At 70.2% G+C, this 25403-nt stretch carries 21 protein-coding genes and 2 pseudogenes; 13 read left to right on the top strand and 10 right to left on the bottom strand.

All coding sequences use genetic code 11. The features are described 5' to 3' along the window. The 3 genes from nth to GTY47_RS15655 form a co-directional block, all read left to right on the top strand. On the top strand, positions 1 to 967 hold a 967-nt coding region (gene nth / locus GTY47_RS15665; RefSeq protein ID WP_202458305.1), incomplete at its 5' end, for an endonuclease III. A 97-nt stretch (positions 968 to 1064) separates the two neighbouring features. Next, positions 1065 to 1760 carry a CoA pyrophosphatase gene (locus GTY47_RS15660; protein ID WP_010031942.1) on the top strand — a complete coding sequence of 232 codons (696 nt, stop codon included), beginning with the start codon at positions 1065 to 1067 and terminating at the stop codon, positions 1758 to 1760. 13 nt (positions 1761 to 1773) lie between these two features. Further along, positions 1774 to 2973: a MarP family serine protease gene (locus tag GTY47_RS15655; protein WP_010031941.1), complete on the top strand. Its 1200-nt coding sequence runs from the start codon at positions 1774 to 1776 to the stop codon at positions 2971 to 2973. Positions 2974 to 3023: 50 nt separating this feature from the next. Here GTY47_RS15655 and GTY47_RS40925 read toward each other — a convergent pair whose 3' ends face one another. The 6 genes from GTY47_RS40925 to GTY47_RS15625 form a co-directional block, all read right to left on the bottom strand. Further along, positions 3024 to 3206, bottom strand: a complete 183-nt coding sequence (locus GTY47_RS40925; protein WP_078602692.1) for a hypothetical protein — start codon at positions 3204 to 3206, stop codon at positions 3024 to 3026. 127 nt (positions 3207 to 3333) lie between these two features. Then, on the bottom strand, positions 3334 to 4272 hold the full coding sequence (locus GTY47_RS15645; RefSeq protein WP_029180611.1) for an alpha/beta hydrolase: 939 nt from the start codon (positions 4270 to 4272) through the stop codon (positions 3334 to 3336). After that, positions 4269 to 4757, bottom strand: coding sequence for a phage holin family protein (locus tag GTY47_RS15640; RefSeq protein ID WP_010031935.1), 489 nt, complete (start codon positions 4755 to 4757; stop codon positions 4269 to 4271). The genes GTY47_RS15645 and GTY47_RS15640 overlap by 4 nt, the downstream gene beginning before the upstream one ends. A gap of 120 nt (positions 4758 to 4877) precedes the next feature. Further along, positions 4878 to 6314, bottom strand: a complete 1437-nt coding sequence (gene nhaA / locus GTY47_RS15635; RefSeq protein WP_010031933.1) for a Na+/H+ antiporter NhaA — start codon at positions 6312 to 6314, stop codon at positions 4878 to 4880. A gap of 236 nt (positions 6315 to 6550) precedes the next feature. Next, positions 6551 to 8506 carry an acetate--CoA ligase gene (acs, locus tag GTY47_RS15630; protein WP_010031931.1) on the bottom strand — a complete coding sequence of 652 codons (1956 nt, stop codon included), beginning with the start codon at positions 8504 to 8506 and terminating at the stop codon, positions 6551 to 6553. 329 nt (positions 8507 to 8835) lie between these two features. Beyond that, positions 8836 to 11205, bottom strand: coding sequence for a SulP family inorganic anion transporter (locus GTY47_RS15625; protein ID WP_010031928.1), 2370 nt, complete (start codon positions 11203 to 11205; stop codon positions 8836 to 8838). Between the two features lie 290 nt (positions 11206 to 11495). Between GTY47_RS15625 and GTY47_RS15620 the strand changes: the two genes are divergently transcribed. Both GTY47_RS15620 and GTY47_RS15615 read left to right on the top strand, forming a co-directional pair. Further along, positions 11496 to 12758: a hypothetical protein gene (locus GTY47_RS15620; protein WP_010031925.1), complete on the top strand. Its 1263-nt coding sequence runs from the start codon at positions 11496 to 11498 to the stop codon at positions 12756 to 12758. A gap of 65 nt (positions 12759 to 12823) precedes the next feature. After that, positions 12824 to 13648, top strand: a complete 825-nt coding sequence (locus tag GTY47_RS15615) for a hypothetical protein (RefSeq protein WP_010031924.1) — start codon at positions 12824 to 12826, stop codon at positions 13646 to 13648. Positions 13649 to 13980: 332 nt separating this feature from the next. Here GTY47_RS15615 and GTY47_RS15610 read toward each other — a convergent pair whose 3' ends face one another. Continuing rightward, the gene (locus GTY47_RS15610; RefSeq protein WP_010031922.1) at positions 13981 to 14814 is read right to left on the bottom strand and encodes an HAD family hydrolase; all 834 of its coding nucleotides are present in this window, start codon (positions 14812 to 14814) and stop codon (positions 13981 to 13983) included. A gap of 576 nt (positions 14815 to 15390) precedes the next feature. Here GTY47_RS15610 and ssd point away from each other — a divergent pair. From ssd to GTY47_RS15580, 6 genes and pseudogenes are all read left to right on the top strand, one after another. Further along, positions 15391 to 16503, top strand: a complete 1113-nt coding sequence (gene ssd / locus GTY47_RS15605) for a septum site-determining protein Ssd (RefSeq protein WP_010031920.1) — start codon at positions 15391 to 15393, stop codon at positions 16501 to 16503. Next, a pseudogene (locus GTY47_RS15600) lies at positions 16500 to 17243 on the top strand (ATPase, T2SS/T4P/T4SS family); the annotation flags it as partial. The gene ssd and the pseudogene GTY47_RS15600, both read left to right, overlap by 4 nt. Before the next feature lie 98 nt (positions 17244 to 17341). After that, entirely contained in the window at positions 17342 to 18799 is a 1458-nt protein-coding gene (locus GTY47_RS15595) for a site-specific integrase (protein WP_029180609.1), read from the top strand. Further along, the gene (locus GTY47_RS15590) at positions 18799 to 20775 is read left to right on the top strand and encodes a hypothetical protein (RefSeq protein WP_158688372.1); all 1977 of its coding nucleotides are present in this window, start codon (positions 18799 to 18801) and stop codon (positions 20773 to 20775) included. Before GTY47_RS15595 ends, GTY47_RS15590 begins: the two co-directional genes overlap by 1 nt. A 158-nt stretch (positions 20776 to 20933) precedes the next feature. After that, positions 20934 to 23144 (top strand): hypothetical protein, encoded by a 2211-nt coding sequence (locus GTY47_RS15585; protein ID WP_158688371.1) that lies wholly within the window; start codon positions 20934 to 20936, stop codon positions 23142 to 23144. After that, positions 23144 to 23572 carry a hypothetical protein gene (locus tag GTY47_RS15580; protein ID WP_010031911.1) on the top strand — a complete coding sequence of 143 codons (429 nt, stop codon included), beginning with the start codon at positions 23144 to 23146 and terminating at the stop codon, positions 23570 to 23572. Before GTY47_RS15585 ends, GTY47_RS15580 begins: the two co-directional genes overlap by 1 nt. Positions 23573 to 23605: 33 nt before the next feature. Here GTY47_RS15580 and GTY47_RS40920 read toward each other — a convergent pair whose 3' ends face one another. After that, the gene (locus tag GTY47_RS40920; RefSeq protein ID WP_237556538.1) at positions 23606 to 23848 is read right to left on the bottom strand and encodes a hypothetical protein; all 243 of its coding nucleotides are present in this window, start codon (positions 23846 to 23848) and stop codon (positions 23606 to 23608) included. Positions 23849 to 23860: 12 nt separating this feature from the next. Further along, positions 23861 to 23950: pseudogene (locus GTY47_RS40915) on the bottom strand (hypothetical protein); the annotation flags it as partial. Positions 23951 to 24051: 101 nt separating this feature from the next. Between GTY47_RS40915 and GTY47_RS15570 the strand changes: the two are divergent. Next, positions 24052 to 24324: an NUDIX hydrolase gene (locus GTY47_RS15570; protein ID WP_010031908.1), complete on the top strand. Its 273-nt coding sequence runs from the start codon at positions 24052 to 24054 to the stop codon at positions 24322 to 24324. A gap of 105 nt (positions 24325 to 24429) precedes the next feature. On the opposite strand, the gene GTY47_RS15565 is transcribed toward GTY47_RS15570, so the two are convergent. Beyond that, a complete protein-coding gene (locus GTY47_RS15565; protein ID WP_158688370.1) occupies positions 24430 to 24603 on the bottom strand; it encodes a hypothetical protein in 174 nt (57 codons plus the stop codon). Between the two features lie 144 nt (positions 24604 to 24747). Here GTY47_RS15565 and GTY47_RS15560 point away from each other — a divergent pair. Beyond that, positions 24748 to 25403: hypothetical protein (locus GTY47_RS15560; protein ID WP_010031906.1), on the top strand; the 656-nt coding region annotated here is incomplete at its 3' end.

Genomic DNA, 25403 nt, shown 5'->3' with positions numbered 1-25403 from the left:
GAAGAAGGCCGCGTCTGCGAAGAAAACCGCGTCTGCGAAGAAAACCGCGTCTGCGAAGAAAACCGCGCCTGCGAAGAAGGCGGCGCCTGTGAGAAAGGCCCCCGCCGCCAAGAAGGTCACCGTCGCGCCCAAGAAGGCCACGGCCCGCCTCAAGGGCGCCGCCCCGGCCCGGACGGTCGTCCACCCACCGAGTGGCGAGTCGCGTACCGCCCTGGTCCGCCGCGCCCGCCGCATCAACCGCGAGCTCGCCGAGGTCTACCCGTACGCCCACCCCGAGCTGGACTTCGCCAACCCCTTCCAGCTCGTGGTCGCCACGGTCCTGTCCGCCCAGACCACCGACCTGCGCGTCAACCAGACGACCCCCGCCCTCTTCGCCAGGTACCCCGCCCCCGAGGACCTGGCCGCCGCCAACCCGGAGGAGGTGGAGGAGATCCTCCGCCCGTGCGGCTTCTTCCGGGCCAAGACGAAGTCGGTCATAGGGCTGTCCAAGGCCCTGGTGGAGGACTTCGGCGGCGAGGTCCCCGGCCGGCTGGAGGACCTGGTCAAGCTGCCCGGCGTCGGCCGCAAGACGGCATTCGTCGTGCTCGGGAACGCGTTCGGCCGGCCCGGCATCACCGTGGACACGCACTTCCAGCGCCTGGTGCGCCGCTGGCAGTGGACCGGCGAGAGCGACCCGGACAAGATCGAGGCGGCGATCGGCGCGCTCTTCCCGAAGAGCGACTGGACGGACCTCTCGCACCACGTGATCTGGCACGGCCGCCGTATCTGCCACGCCCGCAAGCCCGCCTGCGGAGCCTGCCCGATCGCCCCGCTCTGCCCGGCGTACGGCGAGGGCGAGACCGACCCGGAGAAGGCGAAGAAGCTGCTCAAGTACGAGAAGGGCGGCTTCCCCGGCCAGCGTCTGAACCCCCCGCAGGCCTACCTGGACGCGGGCGGCAAACCGGCGCCGCCGCTGGGGGCCGGATGAGCAGCCCCACGAGCCCCCCGCCCGGGGGACCGTGGCCGTTCGCGGAACGATCTCGGGGGCGCCGCGCGTTGGAAGCGGCAGGACGACGGGGGTGGCGATGACGCGGGCGAGCAACACACAGGGCGGCCGAGTGACAGTCAGCAAGGAGGGGCTGCCCGCCTGGCTGGACCCGGTGGTGCACGCCGTGGAGACGGTCCGGCCGCGGCAGCTGAGCCGATTCCTGCCGCCGGAGGACGGCGCCGGGCGCCAGTCCGCCGTGCTGATCCTGTTCGGGGAGGGCGAGCGCGGGCCGGAGCTGCTGCTCATGGAGCGTGCGAGCTCCCTGCGTTCGCACGCCGGCCAGCCCTCCTTCCCCGGCGGCGCCCTCGACCCGGAGGACGGCGACCCGCGGGGCGACGGCCCGCTGCGGGCCGCCCTGCGCGAGGCGGAGGAGGAGACGGGTCTCGACCCCTCGGGCGTCCAGCTCTTCGGAGTGCTGCCCCGGCTGTACATCCCGGTCAGCGGCTTCGTCGTCACCCCGGTGCTGGGCTGGTGGCGAGAGCCCAGCCCGGTCGGGGTCGTCGATCCGAACGAGACCGCCAGGGTCTTCACCGTCCCCGTGGCGGATCTCACGGATCCCGCGAACCGCGCCACCACCGTCCACCCCAGCGGCCACCGAGGTCCGGCATTTCTGGTCGAATCGGCACTTGTCTGGGGTTTCACGGCCGGAATCATCGACCGGCTGCTGCACTACGCGGGCTGGGAGCGGCCCTGGGACCGTGAGAAGCAGGTCCCGCTCGACTGGCGCGCATGACAGGGTGGCCTCCGTGAACGTGCTGGACATCTTGTTGCTGGTCGCCGCCGTGTGGTTCGCGGTCGTGGGGTACCGCCAGGGGTTCGTCGTCGGCATCCTGTCGGTGATCGGCTTTCTGGGCGGCGGTCTCGTCGCGGTCTACGCGCTGCCCGTCATCTGGGACGCGATCACGGACAACGCGGAGGTGAACACGACCGCGGCCGTCGTCGCGGTCGTCGTCGTCATCGTCTGCGCCTCCGTCGGCCAGGCCCTCACCACCCACCTCGGCAACAAGCTGCGCCGGCACATCACCTGGTCCCCGGCCCGGGCCCTGGACGCCACCGGCGGCGCCCTGGTCAACGTCGTGGCGATGCTCCTGGTCGCCTGGCTGATCGGCTCGGCCCTCGCGGGCACCACACTGCCGACGCTCGGCAAGGAGGTCCGCAACTCCAAGGTGCTGCTCGGCGTCTCCCAGGCGCTGCCGGACCAGGCCGCCACCTGGTTCGCGGACTTCTCCTCGGTCCTCGCGCAGAACGGCTTCCCGCAGGTCTTCAGCCCGTTCTCGAACGAGCCGATCACCGACGTCCAGCCGCCGGACCCGGCCCTGGCCGACAGCCCGGTGGCGACCCGCGCCCAGCGCTCCATCGTCAAGGTCATGGGCACGGCCCCGAGCTGCGGCAAGGTCCTCGAAGGCACCGGCTTCGTCTTCGACGACCGCCGCGTCATGACCAACGCGCACGTGGTGGGTGGAGTCGACGAGCCGACCGTGCAGATAGGCGGCGAGGGCAGGAAGTACGACGCCACGGTCGTGCTGTACGACTGGCGGCGCGACATCGCCGTACTCGACGTGCCGGACCTCAAGGCACCCGCGCTGCGGTTCACCACCAAGGACGCGGGCAGCGGCGACGGAGCGATCGTCGCGGGCTTCCCGGAGAACGGGGCGTACGACGTGCGGGCCGCGCGCGTGCGGGGACGCATCACGGCCAACGGCCCGGACATCTACCACCGCGGCACGGTCCGCCGCGACGTCTACTCCCTCTTCGCGACCGTCCGCCAGGGCAACTCCGGCGGCCCGCTGCTCACGCCCGACGGCAGGGTCTACGGCGTGGTGTTCGCCAAGTCCCTCGACGACGCCAAGACGGGGTACGCGCTGACCGTGGACGAGATCCAGGAGGACATCACCAAGGGGCGCACCGCCAACCAGCAGGTGGGCAGCGACAGCTGCGCGCTCTAGGAGCGGCCCTGAGGTGAGGTGGTCGGGGCGTCACCCGCGCGGGTGACGCCTCAGTCGCGTGTGTGGCGCAGACGTACGGAGACCCAGCGGGCCCGGCGGCGGAGGATACGCGGGATCCCCACCCTGGGGTCCGCGGTCGCCATCTGCGGTGCACCGCTCCGCTGGTGGGGGTTCGCACCGCCCGCCGAGCGGCGATTGCGGCTTGCGTCACTGTAGTCGTGCGTCCAGCCCATACCCCGACGTGTGCCCCTGCCCCATGGTCGATAACCGCCCCCGGAGCGCCCAATTGGCCTATGCGCCAGGCAATTGGCCGTTCGTCGGACAAGCGTTCACGCGCGGACACCGGCCGCGGTCAGCCGGTCACCGATCGGGTTCGGGATCCTTCAGCCAGTTGATGAGCTCCGAGGAGAACGCGACCGGGTCCTCCTCGTGCGGGAAGTGGCCGAGGCCGTCGAACAGGCGCCAGCGGTACGGGGCTTCGACGTACTCGCCGGAGCCGGCCGCGCTGCGCGTGCGCATCACGGGGTCGAGCGAGCCGTGCAGATGGAGCGTCGGCACGCGCACGGGCCGCTTCATCCGGCGGTTGAACTGGATGCCGTCCGGGCGGGCCAGGGAGCGCACCATCCAGCGGTACGGCTCGACCGCGCAGTGCGCCGCGGAGGGGATGCACATGGCGCGGCGGTACGTCCGAAGCGCCTCCTCCTCCGGCGGGCGCGGCCCGGACCAGTCCTGGATCAGTTCGGCCACGAGCGCCCCGTCGTCGGCGGTGAGCTGCCGCTCCGGGATCCAGGGCCGCTGGAACCCCCAGATGTGTGAACCGGCGCGGGTCTGCTTGACGTCCCGCAGCATGGCCGCCCGCCAGCGCCGCGGATGTGGCATGGACGCGACCGCCAGCCGCCGCACGAGCTTGGGGCGCATCGCGGCCGCCGTCCACGCCAGGTATCCGCCCAGGTCGTGGCCGACCAGCGCGGCGTCGGGCTCACCGAGCGAGCGGATGACGCCGGTGACGTCGAGCGCGAGGTTGGCGGGGTCGTAGCCGCGCGGCGTGCGGTCGCTGCCCCCGACGCCCCGCAGGTCCATGGCGACGGCTCGGAAGCCCGCGTCGGCGAGCGCCACCAGTTGGTGCCGCCAGGTCCACCAGAACTGCGGGAAGCCGTGCAGCAGCAGGACCAGCGGCCCGTCGCCCAGCTCGGCGATGTGGAAGCGGGCGCCGTTGGCGGCGACGTCGCGGTGGCTCCAGGGGCCGTCCAGCCGCACGGCCGAAGCCGGTTGCGCCGAAGGTGTGGCGGGATCGGTCATGACGACGAGCGTGCCACAGCCTCGACGGCCTCGGGGACCCGGTCCTGCGGGAGCTCCGGCCGCGGGTGCGGCTTGGCCTTCTGGAGGACGCCCGCGGTCTCCTTCATCGAGGCGGCGACCTTCTGCGGGCCCTTGCTCTTCTTGGCCTTCTTCGCGAAGGCCACGCCGATCAGCGCGAGCACGACCGCGACCAGTACGTTCGCCGCGAAGGACAGCAGGAAGCAGATCGCCAGGTTCCAGTCGGACCAGGTGTGGATGCCGTAGGCCAGCGCGAAGTTCAGCATCGGCAGGGAGAACAGCAGCACGGCGCCGGCCATCGAGAAGGCGCCGCCGCTGGTCGCGCCCCGCTTGACGTCCTGCTTGAGCTGCGCCTTCGCCAGCGCGATCTCGTCGTGCACCAGCGCCGACATTTCCGCCGTCGCCGAGGCGAACAGCTGGCCGATGCTGCGTTCGGCGCCGACCGGGCTGCCGTCGGGTGCGCTCATCGCGGTCTCCCTCTTCTGCGTACGGTCCGTTTTCCGCGTCTTGTGTCTGACTCGCCGCAGTCGTCCCACTGCGTACGGCCTGACTGCGTACGGTCCCGTCTTTTGTACCGTCTCGTCAGATCATGCCGGACGGTGGTGGTCATCGCCTGCCCCGCCCGGTACTTCGGCAAGCCCGTGGCGCGCGGCTGCCTTCTCCCGGGCGATCCGGCGGTGTTCGGCGGCCTTGCGCTCGTAGAGGTCGGCCAGCCGCTGGTGGTAGGCCGGGTCGTCCTCCTCGTAGATGTCCGGGATGCCGTCGGCGTCCTCGTCGCGCTCCTCGTTCTCCCACAGGCGGCGGTACTTGGCGTTGCGCATCTTCAGCAGGACGGTCGCGAGTGTCGCGGCGATGAGCGAGCCCAGCAGCACAGAGGCCTTGACCTCGTCGGTCATCGCCTGGTCGCCCTCGAAGGCGAGTTCTCCGATGAGCAGGGACACGGTGAAGCCGATGCCGGCGAGGCTCGCCACCGCGAACACGTCCGCCCAGGCGAGGTCGTCGCTGAGCGACGCCCGGGTGAAACGGGCCGTCAGCCACGTCCCGCCGAAGATGCCGAGCGCCTTGCCGACGACCAGGCCGAGGACGACGCCGAGGGTCTCGGGCTTGGTGAACACATCGGCGACCGCGCCGCCGGAGACGGTGACACCGGCGCTGAAGAGCGCGAACAGCGGTACGGCGAGCCCTGCCGACAGGGGCCGTACGAGGTGCTCGATGTGCTCGCCGGGGGAGTGGGCCTCGCCCTCGTGCCGGTGGCAGCGCAGCATCAGGCCCATGGCGACGCCGGCGATGGTGGCGTGGACGCCGCTGTTGTACATCAGCGCCCAGATGACGAGCGCCAGCGGCACGTACACGTACCAGCCGCGTACGCCCTTGCGCAGCAGCAGCCAGAAGACGGCCAGGCCCGCGACGGCGCCGCCGAGCGCGGCGAAGTTCAGGCCGTCGGTGAAGAACACCGCGATGATCAGGATCGCGAAGAGGTCGTCGACGACGGCGAGCGTGAGCAGGAAGGCCCGCAGCGCGCTCGGCAGGGACGTGCCGATGACCGCCAGCACGGCGAGCGCGAAGGCGATGTCCGTGGCGGTGGGCACGGCCCAGCCGGCCAGCGAACCGCCGCCGGTGACGTTGGTGAGGACGTAGACGAGCGCCGGTACGGCCATCCCGCACAGCGCGGCGACGACCGGGAGCGCGGCGGCCTTGGGGTCGCGCAGGTCACCCGCGACGAGCTCGCGCTTGAGCTCGATCCCGGCGACGAAGAAGAAGACCGCCAGCAGCCCGTCGGCGGCCCAGTGCGCGACCGACAGGTCCAGGCCGAGGGAGGCGGGGCCCAGGTGGAAGTGGGCGACGCTCTCGTAGCTGTCGTGCATCCCGGGGATGTTCGCCCACAGCAGCGCGGTGACGGCGGCGGCGAGCAGCAGCACCCCGCCGACGGTCTCCGTGCGCAGCGCGTCCGCGACGTAGGTCCGCTCGGGGAGGGAAAGCCGGTCGAGGACCTTGCGGGGGGTGCTGGGGCGAGGCGCGGTCACGGGGGAGACCTCCGGTCGGTGGGCAGGGCTGAACACATGCCGACCAGACTTCCCGGCGCACCGTCAAGCAGTTGTTTTTCTTAGCCTAGGTAAGCATATGGCCGAGCGCATCCGGTGATCATCACTGGCGGTGCCGAGGGGCGCCCTCGGCGATCAGCACTCGGGGGTGCCGAGGGGCACCCGGCGTACCGATCGCCGGGTGCCCCTTCGCGCGCTGCGCCATGCCTGTGCCGTGATCAGTCCTCGCTGGGCGCGGCCGGCAGCTTGGCCTGGATCAGGTCCATGACCGTGGAGTCGGTCAGCGTGGTGACGTCACCGAGCTGGCGGTTCTCGGCGACGTCCCGCAGCAGACGGCGCATGATCTTGCCGGAGCGGGTCTTGGGCAGCTCGGCCACCGGCAGGATCCGCTTGGGCTTGGCGATCGGGCCGAGGGTGTTGCCCACGTGGGCGCGCAGCTCGTCGACCAGGGTCTCGGTCTCGGCGGCCGTGCCCCGCAGGATCACGAAGGCGACGATCGCCTGCCCGGTCGTCTCGTCCGCCGCGCCGACCACGGCCGCCTCGGCGACGGAGGGGTGGGAGACGAGCGCGGACTCGACCTCCGTGGTGGAGATGTTGTGCCCGGAGACGAGCATGACGTCGTCGACGCGGCCGAGCAGCCAGATGTCGCCGTCGTCGTCCTTCTTGGCACCGTCACCGGCGAAGTACTTGCCCTCGAAGCGCGACCAGTACGTGTCGATGAACCGCTGGTCGTCGCCCCAGATGGTGCGCAGCATCGACGGCCACGGCTCGGTCAGCACCAGGTAGCCGCCACCGCCGTTGGGCACCTCGTTGGCCTCGTCGTCGACGACCGTCGCCGAGATGCCGGGCAGCGGCGTCTGCGCGGACCCGGGCTTGGTCGCGGTCACACCGGGCAGCGGGGTGATCATCATCGAGCCGGTCTCCGTCTGCCACCAGGTGTCGACGACCGGGGTGCGGTCACCGCCGATGTTCTTGCGGTACCAGATCCACGCCTCGGGGTTGATCGGCTCGCCCACCGAGCCCAGCACCCGCAGGCTGGACAGGTCGAACTTGGCGGGGATGTCGTCGCCCCACTTCATGAACGTGCGGATCGCGGTCGGCGCGGTGTAGAGGATCGTCACGCCGTACTTCTGCACGATCTCCCAGAAGCGGCCCTGGTGCGGGGTGTCGGGCGTGCCCTCGTACATGACCTGCGTCGCGCCGTTGGCGAGCGGCCCGTAGACGATGTACGAGTGGCCAGTGACCCAGCCGACGTCGGCGGTGCACCAGTAGACGTCGGTCTCCGGCTTGAGGTCGAAGACGGCGTGGTGGGTGTAGGCGGTCTGCGTGAGGTAGCCGCCGGAGGTGTGCAGGATGCCCTTCGGCTTACCCGTGGTGCCCGAGGTGTAGAGGATGAACAGCGGGTGCTCGGCGTTGAACGCCTGCGGGGTGTGCTCGGCGCTCTGCCGCTCGACGAGGTCGTGCCACCACACGTCGCGGCCCTCGGTGAAGGCGACCTCCTGGCCCGTGCGGCGCACGACCAGGACGTGCTCGACGTTGCCCGCCTTCTCCACGGCCTCGTCCACGGCCGGCTTGAGCGCGGACGGCTTGCCGCGCCGGTATCCGCCGTCGGAGGTGATGACCACGCGCGCGTCGGCGTCCTGGATGCGGGTGGCGAGCGCGTCCGAGGAGAAACCGCCGAAGACGACCGAGTGGGCGGCGCCGATGCGGGCGCAGGCCAGCATCGCGATCGCGGTCTCGGGGATCATCGGCATGTAGACGGCGACCCGGTCGCCGGCCTGAACTCCCAGTTCCAGCAGGGCATTGGCCGCCTTGGAGACCTCGTCCTTGAGCTCGGCGTAGGTGATCGCGCGGCTGTCGCCGGGCTCGCCCTCGAAGTGGATCGCGACCCGGTCGCCGTGCCCGGCCTCCACATGCCGGTCGACGCAGTTGTAGGCGACGTTGAGCTCGCCGTCCTTGAACCACTTGGCGAACGGCGGGTTCGACCAGTCGAGGGTCTCGGTGGGCTCCTTGGCCCAGGTCAGCCGACGGGCCTGCTCGGCCCAGAAGCCGAGCCTGTCAGCCTTGGCCTGTTCATACGCCTCCGCGGTGACGTTGGCGTTCGCGGCCAGGTCGGCGGGGGGTGCGAACCTGCGCTCTTCCTTGAGCAGGTTGGCCAGGCTTTCGTTGCTCACGGCATCTGCCTTTCCCAGGGTGTCCGTTGTGTCCCAGGCCACAGCTCATCAGACCCGGGGGTGCGATGACAAGGGCCGACCGCCGATTGGTTTAGACCTGTCGCGCGGTGCTCTCCGGGACCGGGGTCATCCGTACCCACGGACGCCGACCAGGGAAAGTTCAGCCTGTGTAACGCGCATCACCCATGGCAGCGGGGCGTGGCGTGCGGACGGTTGGGGTGTGCCGGCGGTTGGGAGCGGGTGTTGGCGGCGGGGTGTGCGGCCCGGAGGCCGTCGGGGCCGTCGGGGCTTTGGGCCGTCCGGGCGGCACACCCGCGCAGGGGCCGGGCTCACGCCGTCAGGTCCGCCTCGCGTACGCGGTCGAAGACGCCGCCGCCGTCCGTCTCGGTGAGCAGGTAGGCCTCGGCCTCGCCCACGTGGAAGTACATCCCGTGCAGCTCCAGGGAGCCCTCGTCGAGGGCCCGGGCCACCGAGTCGTGGGCGCGCAGGTGCTCCAGCTGCTGGACCACGTTGGTCAGGCAGAGCTGCTCGACCGCGTCCTCGGGAGCCCGCCCGGCCAGCCTGCCCCACGGCAGACTGTCGTCGGCCATGCGCTCCAGGCTCGGCAGCCCGTGCCGCAGCCACCGCTTCAGCGGTGTCCGGGCGCCGCCGGGGTCGGAGTTGAGCAGCGCCTGCATGGCGCCGCAGCCCGAGTGCCCGCACACCGTGATGGAGCGCACCTTGAGCACGTCCACGGCGTACTCGATCGCGGCCGCGACCGAGTCGTCGCCGCTCTCCTCGCCCGGGCGTGGGACGAGGTTGCCCACGTTGCGCACGACGAACAGGTCGCCCGGGCCACTGGAGGTGATCATCGACGTGACCAGTCGGGAGTCGGCGCAGGTCAGGAAGAGCTGCGACGGCCGCTGCCCCTCACGCGCCAGCCGGGCCAGCTCGCTGCGCACCAGGGGCGCGGTGTTGCGCTGGAACGCGCTGATGCCACGCGCCAGTTCGTGCCCACTGGCTCCGCCGGTGCCCTTCGTGTCCGGGGCGGTTCGGTCCGTCCCGCCCGGGTCGCTCGGGGAAGGGGGAGCGTACTGGGGGCGGTCGCACTGGTGGTTGCGCCAGGGCGTCCAGGGCCGGCAACGGCAGCCGGTGAAGGCCTGGGGCTCGGAGATGCGGATGCCGGGGTGCCGGCCGGTGATCTCGACGGTGCCGCCCTGCGCGGTGTGCGTCTTCTGCCAGTCCTGCAACGTCTCGTACGCCGCGTGGTCCATGAACGACCCGTCCAGCTCGACGACGGTGTCGGCACCGTGGGGCACGAGATGCAGGGCCCGGCTGAGCCGTGGCACCGCGAGGAACGTCAACTGTCCTCTGACGTGTACGTGATGGACTCCTTCCGTCTCTTCGTGCGTGATGCGGGTGCGGGTGAGACGGTGCAGGGCGACGCCGACGGCCGTGGCGATGCCCAGGGCGACGCCCTCCAGGACGCCGAGGGACACGACGCCGAGGGTCGTGACGGCGTACACCCACACTTCTCGGTGGCGCGTCACCGTGCGGATGTGGTGCAGGGACACCATCTGGATGCCGACGGCCATCACCAGGGCGGCGAGCGAGGCGAGCGGGATGAGCTCCAGGATCGGGACCATCAGCAGCGCGGCGATCACTACGAGAACGCCGTGCAGCATCGTGGAGTTCCGGCTCACCGCGCCCGCGTGCACATTCGCCGAAGTCCGCACGGCCACACCCGCGATGGGCAGTCCGCCGAGGGAGCCGGAGACGATGTTGGCGGCACCCTGCCCGAGCAGCTCGCGGTCGAGGTCGGAGCGCCGGACGCGGGCGGGCAGGCCCTGTCGGCCGGCCACCAGCTTGTCCACGGCGACCGCGCCGAGCAGTGACTGCACACTGCACACCAGCGTGGTGGTGAGCACCGCGGCGACGATGCCGAGCACGGGCCCCTCGGGCAGTCCGGCCAGGGCGTGGTTGCTCCAGGACGGCAGGTCGACCTTGGGCAGGCGGAGGCCGACGAGGGCGGCGGCGACGCTGGCTCCGGCGACGGCGACGAGCGCGGCCGGGACCTTGCGCAGCAGGCGTCCGGCCCGGCCGGGCAGTCTCGGCCAGAGCAGCAGCAGCGCCAGGGTCAGCGCGCTCACCGACACGGCCGCGGGGCGCATGTCCGCCAACTGGGCGGGCAGGGCGCGGAGGTTGTCCGGGACGGAACTCTGCGGTGTGCCGCCGAGCACGATGTGCAGCTGGGCGACGGCGATGGTGACGCCGATCCCGGCGAGCATGCCGTGCACGATGGCGGGGCTGACGGCGAGGGCGCCACGGGCCACGCGCAGACAGCCCAGGCCGAGTTGGGCGAGGCCGGCGAGGACGGTGATGGCGCAGGTCGTCCGCCAGCCGTAGCGCTGGATGAGATCGGCGGTGACGACGGTGAGTCCGGCGGCCGGTCCGCTCACCTGGAGCGGGGAGCCGCCGAGCCGTCCGGCGACGAGTCCGCCCACGGCGGCGGCGACGAGGCCGGCCTGGAGCGGGGCGCCGGTGGCGAGGGCGATGCCCAGGGACAGGGGCAGGGCGATCAGGAAGACCGCGATCGAGGCCGACACGTCGGCACCCGCGATCCGGAAACGGCGGGGGCCATGGGACGGCGGGCTGTGGGGTGGATGGGTGCGCTCGGTCCGGTTCGGATCGGCGGCACGGGTGGGGACGCAGGCTGACATGTGTTTCCCGTCTCCTCCGGGGCTGCGCGGTCGCGTAACGGGCTCCCGCTCGGGCGGGAACCGGTCGTGGCCGTGGTCACGGTGTAAATCGGCGGGATGAATCAACGCTCGGTAAACGGATCGTAATGCAGGGTAAAGGGCGGGCATAGACTTTACGGGCAAATGGGCGCATAAATCACTCTCAAGGGTGAAGTGGCTATTTGATCGGCTTGTCGTACTAATTCCTTCTCGGTCTCGTGTCAATTTGGCGGCGCTGTCCGCACCCGAGAGAAGGAAGAAGGTGGCGGAACATGGCCGCAAGCCACAGGATCGCCGCGGGCTCCGTGATCGCCGCGGTCTGCGCCGTATCGCTCGCCGGTTGCGGGAGCGGCACAACGCGGCACGAGACTCCTGCCCCGCGGAAGGTGAAGCCGGCTCCGGCGCCGAAGAACGCGGTCCGGCTGATCGGAGACGGCTCCACCGCCCACACCGGCGCCCAGCCCCACCTGCCCAGGCCCGAGCGGCTGCGGCCCGGCCAGAAGCCCCCGCAGTTCGTCGTCTTCTCCTGGGACGGCGCGGGCGAGGACAAACAGAAGCTGTTCTCCCACTTCCGCAAGGTCGCCAAGGCGAACAACGCGACCATGACCTACTTCCTGAGCGGCGTGTACCTGCTGCCGGACGAGAAGCGCGACCGGTACCGGCCGCCGCAGCACTCCCCGGGGCGCTCCGACATCGGCTTCAACGACCGCCGCGGCATCGCCGCCACCGTGAAGCAGCTGCGGCTGGCGTGGCTGGAGGGCAACGAGATCGGCACCCACTTCAACGGCCACTTCTGCGGCAGCGGCGGCGGGGTCGGTGAGTGGTCCGTGCGGGACTGGAAGGACGAGATCGCCCAGGCCAAGCAGTTCGTGAAGACGTGGAAGACCAACAGCGGCATGAAGGAGGCGTCCCCGCTGCCCTTCGACTACGACAAGGAGCTCATCGGCGCCCGCACACCCTGCCTGGAGGGCCAGCGGAACTTCCTGAAGGCGGCCCGCGACCTGGGCTTCCGCTATGACAGCAGCGGCGTCAACGACCAGGTCTGGCCGAAGAAGAAGCACGGCCTGTGGGACGTGTCCATGCAGCTCGTGCCGTTCCCCGGGCACTCCTACGAGCAGCTGACCATGGACTACAACTTCATGATCAACCAGTCGGGCACCGACACCCAGGGCAACCCCGCCAAGCACGACTTCTGGGGCGACCAGATGCGCGACGGCCTGCTCAAGGGCTTCTACCGGGCCTACAACGGCAACCGCGCGCCCCTGATCATCGGGAACCACTTCGAGTCCTGGAACGGCGGCGCCTACATGCGGGCCGTCGAGGAGGTCATCGAGACGGTGTGCACCAAGAAGGAGGTGCGCTGCGTCTCGTTCCGGCAGCTCGTGGACTGGCTGGACGCCCAGGATCCGACGACGCTGGAGAAGCTGCGCACGCTGAAGGTCGGCGAGGCGCCGAAGCAGGGCTGGGCGTCGTTCCTCGCGGGCCGGCCCGTCCCGGCCCCGAAGGGCGTGCCCGGGGCTCCGGCAGCGAAGTAGCGGCCCCGAGTGAAGATGGCCACTCCGCCGTGGGGCGGGCCCCCGGGGTGCGTAGGGTCGTACTCATGAGTACAGCAGGCGCGACCGCCGACCCTCTCGCGGCCCTGGGGGCGCTGCCCGGGGTGGCCGATTCCGTGGAGTCCGTGCGCAAGTCCGTGGACCGGGTCTACGGGCACCGCATCATGCGCCGGCGCAGCAACGCGATCACCTCGGAGGCGGCTCTGCGCGGCGCCCGTGGCTCGGCGGCGCTGGCCGGTGCGGACTGGGCCCTGGAGGAGGTGCGTCGGCGTACGGACTTCAGCGGCGACGACGAGGCGCGCACCGTGGGCGCCGCTCTACGGCTCACCGCCGAGGCGGGCCAGCTGCTGTCCATCTGGCGGCAGTCACCGCTGCGGGTGCTGGCCCGGCTGCACCTGGTGGCGGCGGCCGACCAGGCCGACCAGGTGGGACGGCCCCGGCAGGAGGGCGAGCCGGTCGACGAGCCGCTCGTCGGGCTGCCGCTGCCGAGCGCGGCAGAGGCGCACGGCCGGCTGGAGGGCCTGGCCGGGCTGATCATCGCGGGCGGCTCCGCGCCGGCGCTGGTGACGGCCGCCGTCGTGCACGGCGAGCTCCTCGCGCTGCGTCCCTTCACGTCCCACAACGGCCTGGTCGCGCGCACGGCCGAACGCATCGTCCTGATCGGCAGCGGCCTGGACCCGAAGTCGGTCTGCGCGGCCGAGGTGGGCCACGCCGAGCTGGGCCGCGAGGCCTACCTGGATGCCCTCGACGGGTACCTCTCCGGCACCGCGGAGGGCATGGCCGCCTGGATCGCCCACTGCGGCAGGGCGGTCGAACTGGGGGCGCGCGAGTCGATGGCGGTGTGCGAGGCGTTGCAGCGCGGAGCGGCGTGACACCGGCCGGCAAAGAGATGCGGCGGTACGAGAAACTCGTACCGCCGCTGGCATGAGCACCGGGGTACCAAGCGTCCTCGATATATGCCCATCAGGTCGGGAACTTTGCCCGTCACCTGGTGCGGCTGGCCCGTAATCGACGGGTCGACGTCGCGTGGGTGCCCGGTGTTCATGCTCGGTCCGTGGGGCCAAATGCGTAATTAAGGTGATCCTCTCGGATGTCCTTGGTCTCGCGGGCCGTTGACTCCTTTGTACTCCTGCCCCGGAGTAAGCGGAAGTCCAGGCTGCACTTCTTTACTTTTGGGTTCAAATAGGGCTTCGGTTCGCCCCGGTCAGGCGACGGTCGCCCGGCGCCGGTTCGCGTACCAGACGAGGCCGGCGGTGGCCGCCGCGGCACCTATCGCGGCGACCGCGACGAGCGCCGGACGCGGCGGTACGGAGAACGCGGGGATGCGCTGCTTGAGCCGGACCGGGCGGTGGAAGTCCAGAATCGGCCACCCGCGCGCGAGGGCCTCGCGGCGCAGCGCGCGGTCCGGGTTCACGGCATGGGGGCGGCCGACGGACTCCAGCATCGGTACGTCGGTCGCCGAGTCGCTGTAGGCGTAGCAGCGGCTGAGGTCGTACCCCTCGGACGCGGCCAGCTCCCTGATGGCCTCGGCCTTGGTCGGGCCGTACGCGTAGTACTCCACCTCGCCGGTGAAGCAGCCGTCGTCGCCCACGACCATGCGGGTCGCCACCACCCGGTCCGCGCCGAGCAGCTCGCCGATCGGCTCGACCACCTCCGTGCCCGACGTGGACACGATCACGACGTCGCGGCCGGCGGTGTGGTGCTCCTCGATGAGGGAGGCGGCCTCGTCGTAGATGATCGGGTCGATCAGATCGTGCAGCGTCTCGGCGACGATCTCCTTGACCTGCTGCACGTTCCAGCCGCGGCACAACGCGGACAGGTAGGAGCGCATGCGCTCCATCTGTTCGTGGTCGGCGCCGCCGGCCAGGAAGACGAACTGGGCATATGCGGTTCGCAAGACGGCCCTGCGGTTGATCAGACCGCCTTGGTAGAACGACTTGCTGAACGTGAGCGTGCTCGACTTCGCAATGACCGTCTTGTCCAGGTCAAAGAAGGCGGCTGTGCGGGGCAACGAGTGGTTTTCCACGCCCTTGAGCATAGGGGCAGCCCATTCGGCGTAAGGTGGGGCGCGTGGGTTTGCCTGAGAGGGCTCTCGGGTACACCATGGAAGTCACGGATCGTTCGCGACCGTGCTAACCCGGCCCGACTCCTCCCCCCCCGAGTCGGCCGTGGGGACGACCCCCGCTCTCCCCCCCGGCGGGGGTCGTCGCATGTCCGGGTGGGTTTTCTCCTTCTTCGCGCGGCCGGAGTGCCACCCTGCTGCCGCGTTGGCGGCATGTTTGGCATGCTCATGACTTATTACGGTGCGTAGTCGTCGGACTGCTCTGTGGCAGTCGTACAGAGGACCTGCGGGCGTCACCGGTATGGGTGACGGCGATATTCACAACCGTCGAGGCGTCCACAGTTATCCACCAAGATCCACACGATTTCCGGGATCGCTGCACCGTGATTCCAGCGCACCCCGCTCGCGGCGGGTTCATGGCCCGGCTCCGATTGCCGGGCGGCGTTCGGCCGGTTTGTGTCGGCCGCTCAAAGGGAGGCCGCCTTGCCGGTTCTTCCCACGTTTGGGAATCGCGGGGCCGCAGGGGCCGTGCGAGTCACGCAGCGAAGGGGGATGGAGACCGTGGCCGGAGCCGTCACACACGATCCGCCGCCGGCCGCCGGAGGGCGGCAGGGCGGACCACTGATCGTCACCGAGGACACCGAACTCCTCGACGACCTGCTGCGCCTGTGCGCGGCGGCGGGCGCCACACCCGAGGTGCACCACGGCGTGCCCGACCGCAGAGGCAGCTGGGAGAGCGCGCCGCTCGTCCTCGTGGGCGACGACGCCGCGCGGCGGGTGCGCGGCGCCGCGCGCAGAAGGGGAGTCGTCCTCGTCGGCCGGGACCAGGACGACTCCGGGGTGTGGCGGCGGGCCGTCGAGATCGGCGCCGAGCACGTCCTGATGCTGCCCGACGGCGAGCAGTGGCTCGTCGACCGCATCGCCGACGTGGCCGAGGGCGTCGGCCGGCCCGCCCTCACCGTGGGCGTCATCGGCGGCCGGGGCGGGGCCGGAGCGTCCACGCTCGCGTGCGCGCTCGCCGTCACCTCCGCGCGCGAGGGGCTGCGCACGCTCCTCGTGGACGCCGATCCGCTGGGCGGCGGACTCGACGTACTCCTCGGCGGCGAGACGGCCGACGGGCTGCGCTGGCCCGCGTTCGCCTCCTCGCGCGGGCGGGTCGGCGGGGGCGCTCTGGAGGAGTCGCTGCCCGAACTGCACTCGCTGCGAGTGCTCAGCTGGGACCGCGGCGACCGGATCGCCGTCCCGCCCCAGGCGGTGCGCGCGGTGCTCGCCGCGGCCCGGCGCCGGGGCGGCACGGTCGTGGTCGACCTGCCGCGCCGCATCGACGACGGCGTCGCCGAGGCCCTCACCCAGCTCGACGTCGGCGTGCTGGTGGTGCCCGCCGAGCTGCGTGCCGTCGCGGCCGCCGGGCGGGTGGCGTCCGCGGTCGGCATGGTCCTGCGCGATCTGCGGGTGGCGGTCCGCGGGCCGTACCCGCCGGGGCTCGACGACCGGGAAGTGGCCCGGCTGCTCGGACTGCCCCTGGTCGGCGAGGTGCCGGTCGAGCCGGAGCTGCTGCGCCCGGACGAGGGCACGGCACCCCCGGGCGCCGCCCCGCGCGGACCGCTCGCCCGGTTCTGCAAGGAGTTCTGGGAGCGGGCGCTCGTCGAGGCGGGTGCGGCGTGAGCACCCTGGCCGGACTGGAGGGCGCGGAACTGCTCGACGGGGTGCGGCGGTGGCTGGCCGAGAGCGGGGCCGAGCCGACCCCCGCGCGCGTGGCACAGGCCCTGCGGGAGCAGGGCCGGGTGCTCGGGGACGCGGAAGTCCTGGGGGCCGCCACGCAGTTGCGGTCCGAGCTGGTCGGCAGCGGGCCGCTGGAGCCGCTGCTCGCCGACCCGTCGGTGACCGACGTGCTGGTGTCGGCCCCGGACCGGGTCTGGGTGGACCGGGGCGGCGGACTGGAGCTCACGCCGGTGCGCTTCCCGGACGCGGCGGCCGTACGACGGCTCGCCCAGCGCCTCGCCGCCGTGGCCGGGCGCCGGCTGGACGACGCCCGGCCCTGGGCCGACGCCCGGCTGCCCGACGGGACCCGGCTGCACGCGGTGCTGCCGCCGGTCGCCGTGGGCTGCACCTGCCTGTCGCTGCGAGTCGTGCGGCCGCGTGCCTTCACGCTCGGCGAGCTGGTCGCGGCGGGCACGGTGCCGCCGGGCGGTGACCGCGTGCTGCGCGCGCTGCTCGACGCCCGGCTGTCCTTCCTCGTCAGCGGCGGCACGGGCAGCGGCAAGACGACGCTGCTGAGCGCCCTTCTGGGGCTGGTGGGACCGGACGAGCGGATCGTCCTCGCCGAGGACTCGGCGGAACTGCGGCCGGACCATCCGCACGTGGTGCGGCTGGAGACCAGACCCGCCAATCAGGAGGGCGCGGGTTAGCTCAAGGGTTGGTAGATATCTCAATGTCTCAGTGGTACACCACGGATGGCTGTTAGGTTCAAGTGATTATTGATGTCTCAGGGGTGGGGGGCTTCGTGGAGTACTTCTTCGTGTCGCACGCCAAAGTGCGCCGGTACGCGGGTGCCGTGGACGGTGTGGATCTGGACTGGGTCGAGTACGTGACCCGCAAGGGGGCGCTCAAGGAGGGCACGCCGTTCTTCCTGGGGTCGGATATGCGTCCGCTGGAGCCGTTGACCTCGTGCTTCTTCGATATGGCCAAGCGCCTGGATGCGGGGTCGCTCCAGGACTACACGTACGACCTCATGGATCTGGCCGACTTCCTTGGGCAGTTGGACCCGCCGACGGATCTGTTGTCGGCCACGGAGGATGACCTCGTCGCCTACCGGGACGAGCTCATGGAGTACCAGGACGAGCCGGTGTCGGCGGCCACGTGGATGCGGCGGCGGGCCGCGATCAACAACTTCTACGAGTGGGCTGTCGAGGACGCGAGGCTGCTGGACCGGCGCCCGTATCACCGACGCAAGGACGGCAAGGACGTTCTGTCCGTGTCCGTCGTCAACGATCTCGACGTCCGCCATCTGACCTATTCGCAGTGGCGGTTCCTGAAGCAGGTGGGGCTTCGCGGCCTGTTGCCGGACGAGCGGGCGGACCGGTCTTTCCGTGGGGCGGCACCGTTGCGCAACAGCGCGGCGGCAGAGCTGGCGGTGACGACCGGGATGCGCCTGCGGGAGTTCAGCACCCTGCTCGACATTGAGGTCGGGACGCCGCGCCCGGACGGCTCGGCTGCGCTGGTGGACCTGAGGGAGATGGCCAAATACAAGCTGCCTCGCACGGTGGAGATCCAGCACGCCACCTTGCGGGAGATCGACTTCTACCGGCGCACAGAGCGGGCGAAGATCGTGCACGAGGCCGCGCGCACACTGCACCGTCACCGGGCAGAGCTCTTCGTCGTCGACGACATCAACTCCCGTCAGGGCAAACTCAGCGGAGTCCTGCACGGTCGCCGGCGGACCTTCACGATCAAGGATATGGACGTGGCTACGCGCCGGATCGCGGTCATCGAGGGCGACCGGGGTCTGGAACCGATGGCGCTGTTCGTCGGCCGCGGCGGGCGCATGCTCTCCGCACAGCGCTGGCATCAGATCTTCGAGGACGCCCACGTGCGGGCCCTGCGGATCAGCAAGGAACACAAGCTCGAGACGGTGGTGCCGCGGGCATTCAAGATCCACGACTTGCGTCACACGTTCGCGATCTTCATGCTCCAGTTGCTGACCGAGCTGGTGGCGGAGCAGGAGGCGGAGCTGCGGCGGCTGGGCGGGCACACCGCGTACCTGGCCGATCACATCAGCAGGTCGCCGCAGTTGACGGTTCAGCGTTTGCTCGGCCATCGCCAGGCGACGTCGACCATGCGTTACCTGCGTTACATCCGCAAGACGAACCTGCTGGTCGCCCGGGCGATCGCGGACTGGAATGCCCAGGACACCACCTACGCCGACTACGCGGCCCGGCTGACGCAGGGGAGGGCTGCCTGATGCCCCGCCGGGGAGAACGCAGGAGCCGACAGCGTCCGGCCGCTGCCGTCGCGCCGCTGGCGCCGCCTGGACGGATCGGGGTCCGGGAACTCGTCTACGTTTACCGGCACCAGCGGATGGCCCACCGGATCGATCCGGCGGAGTTCGGGTGTTCGCTGCTGGCGGGCCAGTTGGCTGATGCCTGGCTGGACTATCACCGCAAGGCGGGTCTGGCCTTCAGTGGCAACTACGTCGCCGCAATCCGCAGTTTTCTGACGTTCGCTGGCACGCATCTTGCGGCCATCGGCCTCGATCCGGATGAAGCCCGGCTGGATGGCGGTCCCATCGACTTGGCCGAGGTGATCTACCAGTGGGAGGAAGATCTCGTCACCCGCTACGAGCCGACTTCGAGACAGCCGAACGTGTTGGCCGGTTTGTTGCTGACTCTAGTGGAGCACAGGGCGGTCCGGGACGCGAAGGTGCCCGAGCGCCTGCGGCGGCGGGCGGAAGGGCCGCCGACGTTCCGGGGTGGCTCGAGCGAGCCGTTGGACGAGTTCGCCAATCACGAGCGTCTGCTTCTGCTGGACGGTGCCAAGGCTGATGTCCGGGCCCTGGAGAAGCGGCTCGCCGTGGGCCGGGCTCTGCTGGCTGAGGGCCAGGACCCGCGCAGTGGAGGCTGGCGGTCGCTGCCCAATCTGGTCTGGGCGGCCCGGCACGGCGTGCTCGACATGCCCGCCCTGCTGTCGCATCTCCCGGCGCACTTCAAGTGGTGGCCGAAGCCGGTAAGGGCCATAGCGGCCGACCCCCTCTACATGGCCCGCTTCGGCGGAAAGTACGGCGTGATGACCACCGTCAGCGGCCTGCTGTTCCCCAACGAACTCGACCTGCAGCCGTTCCGGGTCCTGCTCCTGCTGGCCATGGGCGATGCCACCTCCGAGGAGGTGCACGATCTTTGTCTGGACGACCTGGAGTTCAGCGATGAAGGGGTCCGGGTGCTGCAGACCAAACTGCGGGCCCAGCGGGTCCGTCCGCATCTGCACGGCAACGACGGGCCGCGGGAGAGCGAGCGGCCTCTGGACGAGGACGAGGCACCTGGAGAGTCCGTCTACCCCGGCACCGGCAACTGGGACGTCCCCGGACTGCTGCGGCGCCTGATCGCGGTGAACACCCTGACCCGGGAGGTATTCGAGACCGATCCGTGGCTGTTCACTGCCGTCGAGTCCACCGACTACCGGCGTCGCATGGCCGCGGGGCGGGCGATCTTCAAGCGCCCGGGGCGCCGGTTCACCGACTGGATCGCCACCCATCCGGATATGGAAGGCGACCCGGCGAAGATCTCCGAGCCGCACGACGTGCGGCGGCTGCGGAAGACGTCGAAGACCACGCGCGTCGCCGCTCTGGGCGGCAGCCTGAGCGACCTGGCAGGGGACGACCACCACATAGAAGTGTTCCGGGGCCACTACGCGCACGGCACGACCGCGCACGTCCTGGCAGGCCGGGCGGTCAACCGGGCCCAGCGCGGAGTTTTCAACAAGATCAAGCCTGGCAAGCCCGTGCTGGTCACCGAGGGGGTCGAGGCCATGCTTACGGAGCCGGAGACGGCCGCTGAGCTGGGTATCTCGCCTGAGCAGGGGAAAGCCTTGCAGCACGGAGAACTCGACATGGGTGTCGTCAACTGCCGCGATCCCCACGACTCCCCGCACACACCCAAGGGCAAGCTCTGCCACGTCGCGCCGGCAATGTGCATGATCTGCCCGAACGCGATCGTGTTCACCTCGCAGCTGCCCCGGCTGCTGATGCTCGACGACCACATCGCCCACATGCGCAAGGTGCTGGCCCCACCGGTCTGGCAGGCCACCTGGGCCGTTCAGGCAGCCGCACTGAAGGAAGTGTTCGCCGAGTGCGCGGAACAGCTTCCAGAGGCCCGCCGGCAGATCGAGGAGGGCAAGTTCCGCCTCGACCTGCCGCTCGGAATGCGAACGGAGTACGAGCGATGACAACTGCCGCCGCCTTCCAGGTTCTGCCCTCGCAGACCATCCCCGACGACACACCCGTCCTCGGCGGCCGCCGCAACCTCATCCCCGGAGCGGAGGTCCCGCTCTTCGGGCAGAGCGGGTACTGGCCCGGCGACTGCCTTCGACGGCCGGCGAACCGGGTGAAGAGCGCCTGGCGGGCGTCGTTTCCCACGGACCCGCTCTGGAACCTGCGGACGCGCGAGATCGCCTTCGGGATGCTCAACTCCAGCCACAAGATCCTCCGGGATGCCGGCCTGTTCTTCCGGGCCGAGAACTGGAGCCTGCCTTCGGTCAGGCAGATGTGCGACAAGATGCGGCTCATCGCGACATGGGCGGTCGAACAGCAGATGCCCCACGATCTGGCCGCGTGGGCGGCGGAGGACTGGCAGGACTACCTCGACCATCACGCGCTGACGTCTGGAACGTCGACCCTGGCCAACGATGTTCTCACCATTCGCCGCCTGCTGGACTTCGCCCCGCTGCTGACCGGAGGCGGCCTGAGTGAGGACCCGTGGCCGGGGAAGTCGGCTGCGGAGGTGGCCGAGCGGACATACACCGGTGAGCTGTCCACCCCGTCGATTCCCCCGGCCATCTGGTGGCCGCTCCTGCGGGCCGCCTGGTTCTACATCGATGACATGGCTCCGCAGATCCTTGAACGCCGCGACCAGCAGGCCGCCGCCGTGGCGGCCTCTGCCGGGATACGGCACCAGACCCATCGGGCTCGGGACATCGACGTGAAGCTCGCCGCCTGGGTGCAGGACCCTGCTTCCCTGGTGCCCGTTCACGCGAGGGACTTCCGTGGATACCCGGCGGGCACGGTGATGTGGTCAACGCTGAGCCTGTGGCTGACGGGCGGTGTCAGCCAGGGCGTGTTCAAAACCGGCCGGGACTCGGGCCGGCACCAGATGAGGCGGAGGATGGTGCAGCAGCTGGCCGATGCAGGCCGGGTCCGGCCCGTCACGGCCAAGGAAGGCCGGGCCGCTCTGGGCGTCGTTGACCAGCCCGTCCGCGGCCGCAACCGGCGGCCCGATGACCTTGATGCCCAGGTCAAGAAATGGCTGGCCGACCCGGCCAACCGCATACCGGTCCGCCGGGAGTCCAGCGTCCACGGGCCGGCCGGAGAGCCGGTCTGGCTGACCCTGGAAAGCCGCGTATTCGGCACGGTGACCCGGGCGAACGTCTTCACCAGCGGCACTGCCCGCACCCGGCAGCGACAGCAGTGGGTGCGTGAGGCGATCACCGAGGACCGTACCGACTACATCGAGGACGGCGACCTCGAGCACGCCCTGCGAATGGTCAGAGCCGCCTGCTACGTCTTCATCGCCGCCCTCACGCTGATGCGCGACAGTGAACTGCAGGAGATCGAACGGAACTCCATCGTCGAGCACTACGGATCTCCCGCGATCGCCTCGAGGAAGGTCAAGCACGACGAATCCCGGCCCCGCCTCAAGTGGTGGATCACCGAACCGGTCGCACAGGCCGTGGCAGTCGCCGAACGCCTGTCCTGGCACGACAGCCACATCTTCGCCACCCTGGCCCCGCCCAGCGGGTTCCTGCCGGAGGGAACACGCGGCCGCGCGGGCTTCGATGCCTTCCGCGACATCGACTTCTTCATCGAGAACATCAACAAGACGCTGGACCGGACCGGACTGGAGCCCATCCCCGAAGGGCTGGTGCGACCGCACATGTTCCGCAAGACCATGGCGATCATCACCGCCCAGCAGCCCGATGGGGAGATCGCGCTCGGAATCCAGCTCAAGCACGCCGCCCGCCGGGCCCTGGCCAACCGGGTCACCGGCGGCTACGGAAGGATGGATGCGAACTGGAGCAAGGAGTTCGACAACCAGCTCGAACTGGCCGCCGCCCGCAGGCTCGTCGAACTCCTCAAGGCTCGCCGACAGGGCGATCCGGTCGCCGTCGGCCCCGGCGCCGCCAGGCTCCATGCCGGCCTGGACAAGGTCATCAAGGCCATGGACAGCGACCCGCACCTCCAAGCACAGATCGCGGACGAACGGATGCAGGTGAGCTTGCTGCGGGACGAGTTCGCCCAGCTACACTTCGGCACGATCAACCACTGTCTGTGGCAGGCGTCGACCGCCGAGTGCCAAAACCAGCTCCCGCCCGAGCAGCGGGGCAAGCAGCCGTTGCTCGGCGCGTGTCAGCCCGGCAAATGCCGCAACTCGGTGTTGACCTTGGAGAACGCCCCCTACTGGATCGCCGAAGAGGGCGACCTGCAAGACACCCTGCGACGCGAACGGCTCTCCCCGCCGCGGCGCGAGTCCATAGAGATCCGTCTCACCGAGGTGCAGTCGGTCACCGCACAATTCGCCAACCTGCAAGGTGCCCACTGATGCCGGTATCCGCCGCGACCGCAACGAAACTCCGTGAAGCCATGGCCCGGCTGCTGGCCGGTGAGCCCTTGCACACCAACGGTGCCCTGACCAAGGAGAACCTTGCCCGCGAGGCCCAGGTTAGCCACGCGACCGTCCACCGGGCCGAGGTGATCCTGGCCGAGTGGGACGCCAAAGTCGCCCGGCCGGTGCTTCGCACCCCCGGCGAAGTGCAGCGCGACGAGACGATTACCGACCTGCGTAAGCAGCTGCGGGAGGCTAAGGCCCAAGTCACCGAGGCCCAGGGCAAGCTCGACGCGCTGGCCGCGGTGACCGCGAACCTCTACCACGAGAACATTGCGCTGAAGAAGAAGCTCGGCAGCAACCGGCGCCTGGCCTCGATCCCTGCTCCCGCCACAGAACACGGTCCCGTTCGAACGGACGGCTGAGCACATAGGTCCGTGCGCGATGGTGCACGACCTTCATCTGTACTTCCCCCCTCGAGAAGGGGGGAAGTACAGCAATAGGTGCTCAGGCCGCAGCTTTGAGGGAGTCCAGGGCTCCGGCGAGGGCCCGGAGCCGGGCAGCGAGGCCGGGCCGAGGTGGGCCAGGGCCCACAAGGCGGTGACGCGCCGGGCGGAGGCCCAGATCCCGGCGGCCGGGGGCAGGAACGGGGCGACGGCGATGCCGCGGGCGGTGAACGGGGCCGGGTCGAGATACGTCATCCCGCCGGTCCCGCACAGATACGTGCCAGCGCCAGCTGCGGCGGTGAGGTCGGCGAGCCGCTCGGATCGCTCGGTCCGGGCGGACAGCCCGCCGGCGGTCACGATGCGGCCCGGCAGGGGTCAGGCCAGGCTGACCAGTGACACCAGTTACCGGACCACCTCCGGCGCCCGGCTGCTGCTGTTCCGAGGCCCCCGCTCGGCGAGTGGGCGGGCAGGCCCCAGCGGGCACCGGGAAACCTCAGCAGGACGAGCCCACCCATCAGCACTTCGACTTCCGCTTCCTCTTCCGCACCACCGCCGACACCGGCAACCTCCAGACCAAAGAGGTTTCCGACGCCGCCTGGCGCGAGCTCGACAGCATCAGCGACCCGATCCTGCGACGACACATCGCCGATGCCCTCGTCAACGCCGACAGCGACGCCGCGATGAACGGCCAGCTCCCCCTCGCCAACCCCTGGTCTCTCACGGGCGAGTGAGGGACTGGACCGGAGCGAGTCTTCTACTTCCAGCACCGTGGGCCCTCTGAGACTCATCAGAGGGCCCACGGTGCTGCGCAGCCGACTTCAGCCGGCGCGGACGGTCTATGAGCGCATGACCAGATGAAGGAACCCTGCCAGCCCAATCGCGACCGTTACGCCGGCCCCCAGCCCCTCCACGCGGCCGACTGCCACCCCGCCGATCAAGCTCGCCAGCAGGATGACCACCCACCGCAGCGGCAGTCCTTCGCTGCCGGAGCCGCCTTCCCCTGCACTCACGCTGCTGTCCTTCCCTGGAATGCCATCGGCCTATCCCTCGAACTACCTGTTCAGGAGGTGCCCTTGTGCTTCCAAGCCTTCCGGCTGCGGCCGCCAAACACTAGGCTTTGACGGCGACAACACGGAGGGGGGGTTATCACTATCGTGGACGACGAGCCCACTGAAGCGATGTCCATTGCCGGGGACGGAACCTGGGGATGGGTTTACGCCTTCGCCAACGGCTCAGAGGCTGTCGATGTCACCTACTCCGACATCCCAGGCCCCTGGGTCTACTCCGTCGAAGGACGGATGGTGGCCGGGAAGCCGGCCATCACGAGGCTGTCGATCGTGCCCCGAGACCCAGAGAAGCCTGAGGCGATCACCCGGGAGACCGTCCGTCGCGCGCCGACAGGAACCATTCTGGGGAGGGTCAAGAGCGCTCTACGGACCAAGTGGAACAACAAGGTCGGCGACGTCTACGCCCAAGCCCGCATTCAGTCGGTAAAGGTCGGTCGGTCCTGGCCCGCGGGACACTTCGTCCAGGTCGCATGGTTCGCCGTCGATGCGGAATTGACGGGTCGGGCTCCTCGGCAGGTCATCCAGGACACGTGGGGAGTCAGCGGGATCACCGCCAGCCGTTGGCTCGCGCGGGCTCGCAAACTGGGCTACCTGCCGGACTACCCGCTCACGCCAGTTGAGGGCCGGCCGCACGCATACGACTACGTTGCCGCAACGCGGATCCTCGAGGAACAGATCGTCCAGAAGGTACTCCGCGAGGGGCTTACTGATCGTTTCAGAATGAGGTTCGCAGGCGACGGAGG

This window comes from Streptomyces sp. SID5464 (genome assembly GCF_009862985.1).
Classification (GTDB): Bacteria; Actinomycetota; Actinomycetes; order Streptomycetales; family Streptomycetaceae; genus Streptomyces; species Streptomyces chartreusis_D.
Note: the sequence above shows the minus strand (reverse complement) of the source record. Positions and strands in the feature narration are given on the sequence as shown.

Bases quoted from the DNA above. Each gene is read 5' to 3' on its own strand.
- GTY47_RS15660 (WP_010031942.1), top strand. From the start codon at position 1,065: ATGACGCGGGCGAGCAACACACAGGGCGGCCGAGTGACAGTCAGCAAG.
- GTY47_RS15610 (WP_010031922.1), bottom strand. From the start codon at position 14,814: ATGCTCAAGGGCGTGGAAAACCACTCGTTGCCCCGCACAGCCGCCTTC.
- GTY47_RS40920 (WP_237556538.1), bottom strand. From the start codon at position 23,848: ATGACGTATCTCGACCCGGCCCCGTTCACCGCCCGCGGCATCGCCGTC.
- GTY47_RS15645 (WP_029180611.1), bottom strand. From the start codon at position 4,272: ATGACCGATCCCGCCACACCTTCGGCGCAACCGGCTTCGGCCGTGCGG.
- GTY47_RS40925 (WP_078602692.1), bottom strand. From the start codon at position 3,206: ATGGGCTGGACGCACGACTACAGTGACGCAAGCCGCAATCGCCGCTCG.
- GTY47_RS15640 (WP_010031935.1), bottom strand. From the start codon at position 4,757: ATGAGCGCACCCGACGGCAGCCCGGTCGGCGCCGAACGCAGCATCGGC.
- GTY47_RS15615 (WP_010031924.1), top strand. From the start codon at position 12,824: ATGAGTACAGCAGGCGCGACCGCCGACCCTCTCGCGGCCCTGGGGGCG.
- GTY47_RS15625 (WP_010031928.1), bottom strand. From the start codon at position 11,205: ATGTCAGCCTGCGTCCCCACCCGTGCCGCCGATCCGAACCGGACCGAG.
- ssd (WP_010031920.1), top strand. From the start codon at position 15,391: ATGGAGACCGTGGCCGGAGCCGTCACACACGATCCGCCGCCGGCCGCC.
- GTY47_RS15590 (WP_158688372.1), top strand. From the start codon at position 18,799: ATGCCCCGCCGGGGAGAACGCAGGAGCCGACAGCGTCCGGCCGCTGCC.
- GTY47_RS15580 (WP_010031911.1), top strand. From the start codon at position 23,144: ATGCCGGTATCCGCCGCGACCGCAACGAAACTCCGTGAAGCCATGGCC.
- GTY47_RS15620 (WP_010031925.1), top strand. From the start codon at position 11,496: ATGGCCGCAAGCCACAGGATCGCCGCGGGCTCCGTGATCGCCGCGGTC.